General features: G+C 38.6%; 12 protein-coding genes, 1 rRNA gene and 1 pseudogene. 3 read left to right on the top strand and 11 right to left on the bottom strand.

Annotated elements, in window-relative coordinates:
- From BMX34_RS09115 to BMX34_RS09100, 4 genes are all read right to left on the bottom strand, one after another.
- Positions 1-116 (bottom strand): 16S ribosomal RNA (locus BMX34_RS09115); the annotation flags it as partial.
- Between the two features lie 569 nt (positions 117-685).
- Positions 686-2035 (bottom strand): glucose-6-phosphate isomerase, encoded by a 1350-nt coding sequence (locus BMX34_RS09110; RefSeq protein ID WP_092572715.1) that lies wholly within the window; start codon positions 2033-2035, stop codon positions 686-688.
- Positions 2036-2452 (bottom strand): CvfD/Ygs/GSP13 family RNA-binding post-transcriptional regulator, encoded by a 417-nt coding sequence (locus BMX34_RS09105; protein ID WP_092572714.1) that lies wholly within the window; start codon positions 2450-2452, stop codon positions 2036-2038. It lies immediately after the preceding gene.
- Between the two features lie 13 nt (positions 2453-2465).
- A complete protein-coding gene (locus BMX34_RS09100) occupies positions 2466-3074 on the bottom strand; it encodes a peptidylprolyl isomerase (protein WP_412457641.1) in 609 nt (202 codons plus the stop codon).
- 114 nt (positions 3075-3188) lie between these two features.
- Between BMX34_RS09100 and BMX34_RS09095 the strand changes: the two genes are divergently transcribed.
- From BMX34_RS09095 to BMX34_RS09085, 3 genes are read left to right on the top strand one after another with little or no spacing between them, the layout of a single operon-like run.
- The gene (locus BMX34_RS09095; protein ID WP_092572712.1) at positions 3189-3689 is read left to right on the top strand and encodes a divergent PAP2 family protein; all 501 of its coding nucleotides are present in this window, start codon (positions 3189-3191) and stop codon (positions 3687-3689) included.
- A 25-nt stretch (positions 3690-3714) separates the two neighbouring features.
- The gene (locus BMX34_RS09090) at positions 3715-4701 is read left to right on the top strand and encodes an NAD(P)/FAD-dependent oxidoreductase (RefSeq protein ID WP_092572711.1); all 987 of its coding nucleotides are present in this window, start codon (positions 3715-3717) and stop codon (positions 4699-4701) included.
- Positions 4702-4711: 10 nt separating this feature from the next.
- Positions 4712-5224 (top strand): phosphatidylglycerophosphatase A family protein, encoded by a 513-nt coding sequence (locus tag BMX34_RS09085; protein WP_092572710.1) that lies wholly within the window; start codon positions 4712-4714, stop codon positions 5222-5224.
- A 106-nt stretch (positions 5225-5330) separates the two neighbouring features.
- Here the strand turns inward: BMX34_RS09085 and BMX34_RS09080 are convergent, their stop codons facing one another.
- The 7 genes and pseudogenes from BMX34_RS09080 to BMX34_RS10035 form a co-directional block, all read right to left on the bottom strand.
- Positions 5331-5954 (bottom strand): TIGR01906 family membrane protein, encoded by a 624-nt coding sequence (locus BMX34_RS09080; protein WP_092572709.1) that lies wholly within the window; start codon positions 5952-5954, stop codon positions 5331-5333.
- Positions 5955-5957: 3 nt separating this feature from the next.
- Complete coding sequence (locus tag BMX34_RS09075; RefSeq protein WP_092572708.1) at positions 5958-6740, bottom strand: TIGR01457 family HAD-type hydrolase; 783 nt, start codon at positions 6738-6740, stop codon at positions 5958-5960.
- A complete protein-coding gene (locus tag BMX34_RS09070) occupies positions 6727-7395 on the bottom strand; it encodes a YutD family protein (protein WP_092572707.1) in 669 nt (222 codons plus the stop codon). The genes BMX34_RS09075 and BMX34_RS09070 overlap by 14 nt, the downstream gene beginning before the upstream one ends.
- A gap of 14 nt (positions 7396-7409) precedes the next feature.
- The gene (locus BMX34_RS09065) at positions 7410-8798 is read right to left on the bottom strand and encodes a bifunctional metallophosphatase/5'-nucleotidase (protein WP_092572706.1); all 1389 of its coding nucleotides are present in this window, start codon (positions 8796-8798) and stop codon (positions 7410-7412) included.
- 76 nt (positions 8799-8874) lie between these two features.
- A complete protein-coding gene (locus BMX34_RS09060) occupies positions 8875-11223 on the bottom strand; it encodes a ComEC/Rec2 family competence protein (RefSeq protein ID WP_159428916.1) in 2349 nt (782 codons plus the stop codon).
- Positions 11223-11870 carry a helix-hairpin-helix domain-containing protein gene (locus tag BMX34_RS09055; protein ID WP_092572704.1) on the bottom strand — a complete coding sequence of 216 codons (648 nt, stop codon included), beginning with the start codon at positions 11868-11870 and terminating at the stop codon, positions 11223-11225. The genes BMX34_RS09060 and BMX34_RS09055 overlap by 1 nt, the downstream gene beginning before the upstream one ends.
- 493 nt (positions 11871-12363) lie before the next feature.
- A pseudogene (locus BMX34_RS10035) lies at positions 12364-12482 on the bottom strand (IS30 family transposase); the annotation flags it as partial.

Below are 12482 nucleotides of genomic sequence, written 5' to 3'. Positions count from 1 at the left end.
ACTCACCCGTTCGCCACTCACGCGGAAGAAGCAAGCTCCTTCGTTGTGCGTTCGACTTGCATGTATTAGGCACGCCGCCAGCGTTCGTCCTGAGCCAGGATCAAACTCTCATGAAAGATTGTTTGAGTCTTTGCTCAATTCAATACTGACTGTGTGATACCAAGTTTAGACTGGGGTATCGCCAGTGTCTCGAATTTATATTCGGGGGTGTTCATAATGAACCCCTATTACAAGTTTGGTGTGTCTTTGTTCAGTTTTCAATGAGCTTTCGTGCGCTGCCCACCTCATTGAAGGGCTGTGACGCAACTATTACATCATACCATCGAGCGATTGCTTTGTCAACAAGTTTTTTCATTTATTTTAAAATTTCTTGCGGATTTTTCTCTCGATGTAAGCGCTACATTGTTTGGTGTAGCGACATTTAATATATTATCACGTCGCCTTCAGACTGTCAACAAAAATTTAAAATTAATTTTGATTAATCTTTAATTCCATTTTAGTCTGCTCCTTAGCGACAAGAAATAATATACCATACAAGCCTTTTTAGAGTCAAGGATTATTTTAAATAAATTTTAAAATACACCTCACTAAGCGATGCTCCCATTTTTAGAGTTCACAAAAGTGTTTACTCAATGGCCATCTCTCAGCGGAGGTGTATAGGTTAATTTTCCAGATTCAGTTAAGTTTATTCGTTCAATCGTTGGTTTAATTGATCAGCGAGTTCTTCAAAGCCAGGTTTACCGAGTAAGGCAAACATATTTTTCTTATAGGCTTCAACGCCGGGTTGGTCGAATGGATTGACCCCATTTAAATATCCGGACACAGCGACGGCTAATTCAAAGAAATAGATTAATTCTCCTAAATAATGTTCATTCATTTGTGGAATGGTGATGACAAGGTTTGGTACGCCCCCATCAGTATGAGCTAATAGGGTTCCTTGATAGGCCTTATGGTTAACGAAATCTACTGTCTTGCCTTGAAGATAACCAAGTCCATCCAAATCTTCTTCTAAGGAAGGAATTTCTATATCATATCGAGGTGTATCTACTTTGACCACCGTTTCAAAAATATTTCGCGTACCATCTTGAATTGTTTGCCCCACTGAATGAAGGTCCGTTGAGAAATTAGCACTCGATGGAAAGATCCCTTTTTGATCCTTTCCTTCAGACTCACCAAATAACTGCTTCCACCATTCGGCAAAATATTGCATGGTTGGTTCGTAGTTGACTAAGATTTCAATTACTTTTCCTTTACGATATAACAAATTACGGATGACCGCATATTGGTAGGCTTCATTCTCAAAGATGTTATCTGAATGATAACGTTCCATGGCTACTTTTGCACCACCCATTAAAGCTTTGATATCTGCTCCACTGACCGCGATGGGTAGTAGACCCACAGGAGTCAAGACAGTGAAACGACCACCAATGCCGTCGGGAATGACAAATGTCTGATAACCCATTTGGTTCGCTTCTTCTTTAAGGGCGCCTTTAACTTTATCAGTAGTCACATAAATACGTTCTTTAGCTTTCGCTTCGCCGTATTTTTCAATTAATTTCTCTTTAAAGATTCTAAATGCTAAGGCAGGCTCAGTCGTAGTTCCTGACTTAGAAATCACATTGACAGAAAAATCTCGATCTGCGATAAGGTCTAATAAATCATGAATATAGGTAGATGAAATACTATTGCCCACGAAAATAATTTGTGGCTTCCCTTTTTGTCCGGCCTTGATATTATAGAAAGCATCATTCAAGAATTCGATAGCAGCACGGGCACCTAAATAGGAACCGCCAATACCAATTACTAATAAAATTTCAGAGTCTTGACGAATTTTTTGGGCTGCTGATTGAATCCGTACAAATTCAGCTTGATCATAATCCTCCGGCCAAGATAACCAATCGGTAAAATCTGCTCCCGCCCCGGTCTTTTCCTGTAAGGCTTGGTGAGCTAAACTCACCTGGGCTTGCATCTGTTCTAATTCATGTTGATTAAAAAAACTTTGTGCATTCTTATAATTAAATACTAAACGTTCCACCTAATCACCCTTGTCTGATTTATTTTTATTTAAATTTAAGCCATCTTTTTCAATGAGTTCAAGTCCCTCTTCAATCCAATTCGGCATCATTTTCTCAATCGTCTTAAAGCCAATATTTGCTTGACGGCGTCGAGGCTTATGTTTGATTCGCGCCGGGAATGGCGGTGTCGAGGTTGCCTGGAGTTGTCTCAGCGAAAGTGAAATTTTATGAGAATATTCGTCAACATCAATGACCATGACTTTAATTTGATCTCCAATAGCCACAATGTCTTCTAATTCCGACACGAAACCATGTTGGCATTCCGAAATATGAATCAGTCCTTGGTGTTCTTCATCAAGTTGCACGAAGATGCCATAATTCTGAATTCCGGTCACTTTTCCTTCTACAATGTCACCAATTTTATATTCTTTCGTCATGAATACTAACTCTCTATTTCATATTTACCGTAATCGATTGGATGACTACGTCTTCTAACGGTTTGTCTTGACTATTGGTTTCTACATTTTGCATCTTTTGTAAAACTTCTTCTCCTTCAAGAAGATGACCAAAAACAGTATGACGTTGATCTAGCCAAGGAGTCCCCCCGACTTCAGCATAGGCTTCAATAATCTCACTAGGGAAACCTGCTCCCTCTAGTTGGCCAAGCATTGAATTAGGTACTTGACTGGCTGAAACGATAAAGAATTGACTCCCATTCGTATTAGGTCCGGCATTTGCCATTGATAAGGCACCATGCAAATTAAATAAAGTAGGAACAAATTCATCTTCGAAGCTGGCCCCATAAACACTTTCGCCGCCCATACCTGTTCCGGTCGGATCGCCACCTTGCACCATAAAATCTTTAATAATACGATGGAAAATGACGCCATCATAATATCCGTCTCGTGCATGTTTGACAAAGTTTGCGACTGTTTTAGGAGTTTCATCAGCAAATAATACAAAAGATAAGTCACCTAGATTGGTATGAATAACAACATCTGCATTGGTTGGTAAATTTAATTGTGGATAGTTCAATATCTTGACTCCTTTATATTTAATCTAATTATATTGTAGCTATTTTTAAAAGATTTAACAAATCTTTTCATAGTTATCGCTGACATTTTTTGTTATCATTATCATGTTAGTTAATATTTTGAGAAAGTAGGTTTTTTAATGAATTTACCTCTTATTACTGCTTTCATAGCTATCTTTTTTACTCAAGTTATTAAATATCCTATTGCCTATCTTACGAATCGGAAAAAGGCAAAAATTTCGGTGATTACTTCTACCGGGGGCATGCCAAGTTCTCACTCGGCTGCCGTTTCTTCGTTGATTACTGCACTTACGCTAGAATATGGTTTCTCTTCCCCGCTAGTGGCTATCTCAACTATTTTTGGTGTGATTATCATGTTCGACTCGATGGGAGTGCGAAGACAAAGTGGAGAGCAAGGAATCGTCTTGGATATTATCGCACGCCACCATATTGCTGAGATTGATAATATCAAGCACCACCCAAACGAAAACTCAAATCCACTGATTACTAAATTTGATGTAAAAAATTATGATCGGATGATTATTAATCGTTACCTAGGTCACAAACCAAGTGAAGTCGTCGTCGGCGTTTTGACCGGCATGGTTGTCGCCATGATTGTACGCATGATAATTCCAACATAATCAACTGAATAGATAGGAGAATTTTTTGAAAAAGGATATATTTGATATTACGATTATTGGCGCTGGGCCGGTGGGTTTATTTACCGGATTTTATGCTGGACTACGCCAAGCTAAATTCAAAATTATCGATAGTCTGGAGAAAGTTGGGGGTCAACCCCGATATTTATATCCAGAAAAGAATATTTACGACATCCCAGCCTTTGAAGTGATCAAAGGCGATCAATTAGCTAATAATCTTCTGCACCAACTTGATCGCTTTGATTATGACTTGTGTCTGGGGCAAGAGATTGGTCAAATCAACCGACAAGAAGACTTGTATCAGTTAATTTCGTTGAACGGGGACATTCACTGGACGCGTTCTATTATTCTCGCTGTGGGTAATGGTGCTTTTAATCCTAAAAAATTATCACTCGAAGGCGCGGAGGATTTTGAAGGACAAAACCTCAATTATTATGTTCAACCGATTAGTTATTACCATAATAGAGAAGTGGTCATCTTAGGTGGTGGCGATTCAGCAGTAGATTGGGCGCTCGAACTTGAAAAAGTTGCCCAGAAAGTTACTATCATCCACCGACGGGATAAATTTAGGGCCATGGAAAGTTCAGTAAACAAATTAAAAGTCTCTTCTGTAGAAATCATTACTCCTTATGTACCAGAGAGTTTAATTGGTCAAGATGGCAGACTGGAACAATTGGTTATTAAAGAAGCCCGTGGCAACCAAACCCGACAAATTCCCCTTGACGAACTGATTGTAAATTATGGTTTCTCTTCATCCATGGGCTCCATTCGGCATTGGGGAATGGACATTGAGAGAAATTCAATCTGTGTGAATGCTGATTTAGAAACATCGCGGCCTGGCATCTTTGCCGTTGGGGATATTGCCAATTATCCTGGTAAAGTGAAATTAATCGTGACTGGTTTTGGTGAAGCGCCTCAAGCTGTTAATAATGCCTTGCTTTATATTAATCCAGCTAACGTCCAACCACCCCTACATAGTTCAGATTTATTATAGGAGTGATCTAATGCATAAGAAACAAAAAATATTACAAGATAACACCGTCTATGACTATGCCCTAGCTTTATTGGAACGTAGAGGAGTTCAACTGACGGATATTGCCGAAATTGTTTATGATTTACAAAAAGATTATGTTGAAGGGTTAAACCTTGATACTTGTCTAGAAAATATCAATGCTGTTCTAATGAAAAGAGAAGTTCAGAACGCAATTATTACCGGCATTGAATTAGATATGGCAGCCGATCAAGGTCACCTTTCACCGATTCTTTCTGATATGTTAAAACGTGACGAAGGCCTTTATGGTATTGATGAAATTCTCGTCCTTTCAATCGTCAATGTTTACGGATCGATTGGGTTTACCAATTTTGGTTATGTCGATAAAATCAAACCAGGCATTGTCGGCCGATTAAATGCGGATAAAGTTACTCAATGTAATACCTTCATCGATGATATTGTGGGTGCTATTGCTGCTGCAGCAGCTAGTCGGATTGCCCATGCCCAGCCAGCAGCAAAAAATTAACGACGATTCATTAAATCAAAAAACTGCTTGAAAATAGGCTCAAAGCCAAATTTTTCAAGCAGTTTTTATTTTCAAAATGTTAATCAGAGCATTGCTGTAAGCGTCATTAACGGCGAACCCAACTATATAACCCATATTGAATTAATTCATAGCCCAAGATCGCCACAAAAAAGACAACAAAAAAGAATTCTTGGGGCAAAATTTGAATGACTGGATCCGTTGCCGGATTAAAAAGCCAATAGTCATTGGCAAAAAGAACTTGATGAAATAAAATAAAAAAGCGATCAAAGGCAAAAATCATCGCTAGTAGTAAAAAAATCGGTAAAGCCATCGAAAAATAAAAATAAGTCTCGATCTGGCGTTTCAGTCGTCTTTTTCTTTTTCTTTGCAGGAAATAAATTAGACCTCCAGCCGAAATCATAAAAATGACGATCAGTAAAAAAATCAAAAACTTAACATCGACAAAATGTTGAGCCCCTTGGGCTGAACTCGCAAAATAACTTAAAGAAAAAGATTTCTGTTGCGGATTCAAAAGAAATATAATGATTTCATCATAAGTTAAAGCAATTTGATGATAGCTGAGCCCAGTCAACTGTTCTAGTTGAAACCAAGTAATAAAGGGACGATACAGCCATGGTGAAGTCAATAGGGTCATTAACACTGAACCAGACAGAGAGAAAATAATAAAGTTTAGGCTGGCAGCTACTTTTAACCCACCGTGTTTAGCCAATTACTATCCCTCCCATTCTGATAAATCATTGACAACATATGTAGGCAAGTTAGTTTTACCTTCGAGGTCAGATCTTTGACTAACGCCCGTCAGGACCATCAAGGTGTCCATCCCAACTTGAATACCGGCTTGGATATCGGTCTCATAATTATCGCCAATCAGAAGGCAATTTTCTACGCTTTGGTTTAAGCTCGCCAAAGCTCCCTCTACAATCGGTCGGTGCGGCTTGCCAAATACTTTGGGTTGTACTTGGCTGGCATAAGCAATAAAACTCGTTATCGCTCCCGAACTCGGGAAGAAACCATCTTTAGTGGGAATCAGTCGATCCATATTGGTCACCAGAAATTCTCCTCCAGCTAGGAGAATTCTAACAGCTTGTGACAATTGTTGATAATCTACCTGACGTGATAAACCTTGAACGACATGTTGAGCCTGATCAGAATCCGCTACAGACAGACCAGCTTCTAACAGGCTGGTCTGGAGGGCAGACTCACCAATCACGAAGAATGTATCTTTTGGATGGACTCTTTTTAGATAATCAATTAAAGCCATCGTCGAGGTATAGATATTTTCGACATCGACTTGGATATGATGATGTTTGGCTAAAGTTTCTACTAAGACCTCAGGTTTAACAGTCGCATTATTTGTTAAGATACTAAAAGGCAGACCTCTTTCTTGTAGCGTCTTGATAAATCGTTCAGCCGTCGGTATCCGTCTTTCCCCCGCATAAATCGTTCCATCAAGATCAATCAAGTATGCCTGGTAAGATCGATTAATTTTGCGCATTATTTTTTCCTTTTTGTTTTTTGATAATAAAAGAACCTTTGCTTTTATTATGGACTCGCTCGGCTTTAAGCGTCCTCTCTTCTGATTTGTCGACTAATTTTGTTTTTTTAATCAGAAAATCATCTTTTTTCCGAGACTTTGACGACTTACGTTTACGAGAACCTCGATCACGATTCATATCATTGGTCTTCATGTCTCTTTTTTTCATTGGTTTTTGATCTTGTTGATTTTGATAGGCGGTCAAATTCTGATCAAAATTCTCGACCACTTCTGCTTTTCCTAAAACAAAATAAGCACAACCAAAATTACAATACTCTTTTAAATAATCATCAAGAAAATTTATAAGTCGGTCTTTGGGAGCTTTTCTGGCTCTTAATTGATAAAAACCACGTAATCTCAACTTTTCATGAGCCCAGTCACCGACAATATAATCATATTTTCCATAATAATCTTGATATAAACGTTGAAATTCTTTGAAGTCAAAACCTTCGCGATAATTCATGGCGAGTTTATAGTGCGCTTCTCGAATGAGCACTTCCTCTTCATTAACTAAGGTCATTGGAACCAACTCTTCATCTATTTGATCTTGGACGATCTCAGCCAATAAATCATCAAATTTGTTAGACTTCGTTTTACTTTTATCTAATTTGGTCAAAATCTGACCTCCTTTTACTCTGTATCTTTACTCGGATATATATGTTTCAAATAATTGGCGATGACATGACGAAGAAAATCAGGGAATATTAACTCAGGCTGTCCATATTGGTCAATGGCTGGAAAGAAAGGCAGAAACCAAAGATGATCGACGGTAACTAAATGATAAATTTGATCATCATCAATATAAGCTCCTTCGACTAGCCAGCGATCCTGAGGATAATGATATTCAATCCCTTTAAAGATTACTTCCCCGAAGACTTTACCTCGGAAACCCAGACCATTCACCATTTGGTATTGTAAATCTTCAACCTGATCAGCCACCTCATATAATAGCTCGGTAAGCTGTTTCCCAGTGAAACGTAATTTAGCTAAATGCATGGGATGTGGTAAGGCTTCATGAAGTTCTTTTAGACTAATCGGCCCCTGAGCCAGATCACTAAGAAATAAGCCTGTATTCAACATGGCCAAGGGACAGTCTGTTGCCCAAGAAATAGCCTCTAAACCAAGCTGAATGAAGGATTCAGAACTGTGTGTATCCATCACTAAGTAATTTTGCGGCGAGGTCGCTATTTTGATCTGTTGAAGTGCTCTCTGCCCCTGCTGAAAATAGGGGTCCTGGCCAATTTCAATTTGGAATTGATCAGCTAGATGGCGAATGTCATAGGTTTGGGCAACGAGATCAGCCTGATGATGCTTAGCATCCCATTCAATCGTCACTTCACCAATAAAATCTCCATATCTTCCGGCACCAGTTAATAAACTTTGATTAGCCCATTCTCCTTGAGCTAAAAGATGATGGGTATGTCCCCCAATAATTAGGTTAATTTCTGGGAAAGTTTCAGCAATCTCTCGATCTACATCTAAGCCAAGATGCGACAAAAGAATGATTATATCTGCCCCTTCTTGCTGAATCTGGACCAAGGTCTGTTTAATGGCTACCAGGGGATCAATTATTTCATAATGATTCAGCTGATAAGTTTGGTAAGGTGCAGTAACACCCAGAAAAGCGATCCGGCACTGGTCAACTTCCTTCAACAAATAGGGTTGTGCCCATTCTGGTGTTTGAAGCGTCGTTTGATTCACTAAATTTGCAATAACAACCTGAAAATTTGCTTGTTGATAACGCTGACCTAATTGTTCTTGGGTAAAATTCAGGCCTTCATTATTACCGATTGTAACCACGTCATAAGCAGACTGGTTAAATAAATCGACCATAATTTGTCCCTGTGTAGCTTCAACCAGAGGATGTACCGTATCCATCGCATCACCATCGTCAACGATGAAATAAGCTTCTCCAGCATCTTGAAATTGGTCTTTTTTTCGACGAATAAATTCTTCAATGATTGGCCAATGTTCAAGGTGACCATGTAAATCATTGGTATGAATGATATTAAATCGCATCCTCTGACCTCCTTGCTCCCCATTATAACAAATTAAAGGATAGGTATGCTATAGCTAGCTTGATGGATGTCAGAAGTCAGCGATTAAATGGCGATCTTTCCACACAGGTCTTAAAATATACTTTTTGTTGAAAAGGTTCGATAATAAATCTCAGGGCACCAGAGTCCGCTGTCGAATAATACGGAATAGCCAATGTATCTAGTCGTTCTAAAACCTCAGGGCTCGGATGACCATAATAATTTTTCTGACCAACCGAGATTAGGGCCATTTTTGCTTGAGTGCTTTTTAAGAATTTTTCTGAACTAGAACCCGCGCTTCCATGATGACTCAACTTGAGATAATCTACTCCTTCTTTGGTTAGAAGATGGATGGTCTGATCTTCAACTTCTTGGGACAAGTCAGCCAAACTCCAAAAATAATTTCCATTCAAAGTGACGCAAACCATTAATGAATGATCATTCCTGTCCGCCGATAAAACCGTAGGCGGATAATGGATTTGTATCTGGCTATTGACATTACTAAAGACCTCTCCGGGCGAAACGACTGTTAATGGATAATTTTTTAGCAAGTTTCTCATTGATGCGCTTAAGTCTTGAACACTTTTCAGACTTAAAATGACTTGGCCAATCTGAAATTTCTCAACCAAGTAAGCTAGGTTCCCACAATGGTCTTGGTCCAAGTGAGTTAGCACTAAATAATCTATTTTCTTGACACCGAGTGCTTTTAAGGCTGTGATAATGGACCTCTGGGCAAAATTTTTCTCTTGGATCTCACGCTCCTTCGCCGTCAAAGTTTCCGTCATAATCACTTTGCCTCCAGTATCAATCAACCAGTTTTCCCTAGACATAGCTGGTTGAAATAAAGTAGCATCCCCCTGTCCCACATCTAATATTGTCAGATAACCCTGATACCTCGGCCAAAAGAAACTTGACCAAAAAATTATATAAATCACTGATACCCATTGTAAGGCTCGTTTCTCCTGGTGATTTGTAAAATACTTTAAAAAGACAATGGCTCCAACCATCAAGACAATCCACCAAAATAAGGATAACTGACCCACATGGTAATTAAATGCTTGATAAATTTGCTTGACGGATTGCCAGAGAGGGAAGCATAGTTTATCGGTTAAAGACCAAACATCAGCTAAAACAAACTTAAAATAGTGAAATAAGAAAACTAAGCCAATGATGGCTAGTAAATAGAAAAAGCTTAAATCAAAGAAGAGGCTAAAGACGATGACCGCTAATAACTGCAGGGGATTCCACTGATGATTCACGTTAATCAGGGTAGGCCAAGAAAACAAGGAACAAACCAAGGTTACTGAAGCAGTATTCAAGATTTTTCCTGAATAGGAAGCCTCGATTGAACCTTGTTGATAAAAAAATAAGATAAAAGCCATCAAAAAACTTAAAATGTAGGCCAAATCGTGATAATAAACTGGATGATAGACTAACATGCATAAAGCTAGCAGGGATAGCTGATCTAGTCCCGATAAGGGCAACTTGAACCAGCGGACTAAGTTAGCAATGAGATAGGTCATAATGGCTCGAAACGCACCGACTGGCCATGAAATTAACCATCCGTAAGCCATTAATAAGCTAATCAAAACCAGGGGAAGATATTCAATTCTAGGTAGAAACCGTCGCAACAAATATTCACTGTTCCTGATGATTAAGCTGACATGAAAGCCGGAGATAGCAAAGAAATGAATAATCCCCCAATCAATCAATTCATTTTTTGCTTCTTGATAGGTCAAACTATCAATATTGAAAAACATTTTATTAAAGAAACTAATGAGCGGATCTGTCCCCCGCTGGTCGAGCCAAAATAAGATCGCTTGCTTCATCCGATTTATTGACCACAAGCCCGAGTCTTTTGGCTTCACTGAATTAACTTGCACAATTTCAAAAGGTCCCAAAATCTGCTGTTGATTAAGATAAGCCGAATAATCAAACACATAGAAATTTCTAAAAGTTTCTAACTCGGCCAGCTTTATACAAACCTTACTTTTTAAAGCACGCTGTTTTAATGCTTTGGACCAAGCTTCAAAGCCAGATTGCTTAACCTTAAACACCACTGGAAATTGGCGTCCTTCTGTTGTGATGATTTCTGCTGATCCTTGAAGATAATATTTATTTTCTTTTAAATGATAGGGGTAGGTAATCAAATCTACCTCCTGAATGTCCTTATCATTCTGATAAAATTGGTTCATTTCGCTATTACCAGCATTTAGATTAAAGCTAGCCAATAAAGTCAGAATGACTGAAATGATTAATAATTTTGGATAATAACGTGCGAATCGATAAGTTAATAAAAGGATGATCATGAGAGCAATTAGATTTCTCTCTGCCAGAAGATATAGGCCTGAATAAGTAAACATCAAGACCAGAAACCAGAGATATTTATAAGCTTTGAAAGTTTGCATCATTTCACCACAATCATCGCTTCAATATTTTCAAAGATTTTTGGACCGATTCCTGGAACCTCTTTGATGGATTCAATGGATTCAAAAGCCCCATTCTTTTCACGAAACGAAACAATAGCCTGTGCTTTTGCCGGGCCGATTCCATTCAGTGTCTGTAATTCTTCAACTTCCGCTAGATTAATATTAACCAAGGCCGATGAATTGTCTTCTTTTTTGTCAGGATCCTCTGGTCGAACAATCGCCTCAATATTTATAGCATCCTGTTGATCAATCTCATGAATGTTTTCAATATATACCGACATTTGATCTTCTAGAACCATAGCCCGATTAATATTACGGTCATAGGCTTCTTGGGTTAGACCGCCGGCTTTCTCTAATAAATCAACCATCCGGCTTCCTAGCTCCAATTGGTAAACACCTGGACGCTCGACTTCACCTTGAAGGTCGACAAAAATCAAAGACTGGTTGCTTGTTTCTATTTGTTCACTATTGGTCTGATTTTCCTCAGTCGATGATTCTGCTAAATTCTCTGAAACTAAAGTTAGTTGATCATCTGATTGATTCGGCTGTAAATAGACGACTAGGACTAAGCCCAATAAAATCAGCAGAAAGATTGGCTTCTTAATCATTCCTTGTAATTGATCCATTCACCCCACCTCATTAAGCAATTACCCGATAAAAAGATGAGATACGAGTTTAAAAAGTAATTTATAATATTCCCAACCCATTCCCTGATGACTATCACATAAAACCTAGCTTAACCAATTCTGTGAGCTAATAGTTGCAGTAAAATGAATATTTTTTATCAAAAATATTTTACCCATTGGTCATTAGAACGAGCTCGCTTTTTTATCAGAAGCATTTAATAAACTGCTTGCTAAAACTAATTTGTCTGACTCCGAATCAGTTCTTAGAAAGATAGCACGAACGACCCATAATGCAAAAAAAAAAGAGATTTTAATGAATCTCTTTCTGCATTGTAAATTTCAAGTATAAGTTAGCCACCTCGGGTAACTAGCTATGTAACATTAATCCTCTTTGCCAGTGACGGCTTGACAATGAGCTGAGGCATGGTAGTTTGGTTCACTAATGGGTCATTGACCGCCTTACCAAGAAAACCATGCCGAAGGAGGCTCGTTGTCAAGCGGGCACGTGTGCGCGAGCTTGTCTTTCTTTATAGAAACAGCGTATGAAAACCTCATAAGGGTCTCATAGTCCAAAACCTTGCGCGAATAATGGTTCATCCATTGTTGGATGCG

The organism is Ignavigranum ruoffiae (genome assembly GCF_900110675.1).
GTDB lineage: Bacteria > Bacillota > Bacilli > Lactobacillales > Aerococcaceae > Ignavigranum > Ignavigranum ruoffiae.
Note: the sequence above shows the minus strand (reverse complement) of the source record. Positions and strands in the feature narration are given on the sequence as shown.

Bases quoted from the DNA above. Each gene is read 5' to 3' on its own strand.
- BMX34_RS09105 (WP_092572714.1), bottom strand. From the start codon at position 2,452: ATGACGAAAGAATATAAAATTGGTGACATTGTAGAAGGAAAAGTGACC.
- BMX34_RS09095 (WP_092572712.1), top strand. From the start codon at position 3,189: ATGAATTTACCTCTTATTACTGCTTTCATAGCTATCTTTTTTACTCAA.
- BMX34_RS09085 (WP_092572710.1), top strand. From the start codon at position 4,712: ATGCATAAGAAACAAAAAATATTACAAGATAACACCGTCTATGACTAT.
- BMX34_RS09075 (WP_092572708.1), bottom strand. From the start codon at position 6,740: ATGCGCAAAATTAATCGATCTTACCAGGCATACTTGATTGATCTTGAT.
- BMX34_RS09065 (WP_092572706.1), bottom strand. From the start codon at position 8,798: ATGCGATTTAATATCATTCATACCAATGATTTACATGGTCACCTTGAA.
- BMX34_RS09060 (WP_159428916.1), bottom strand. From the start codon at position 11,223: ATGCAAACTTTCAAAGCTTATAAATATCTCTGGTTTCTGGTCTTGATG.
- BMX34_RS09055 (WP_092572704.1), bottom strand. From the start codon at position 11,870: ATGGATCAATTACAAGGAATGATTAAGAAGCCAATCTTTCTGCTGATT.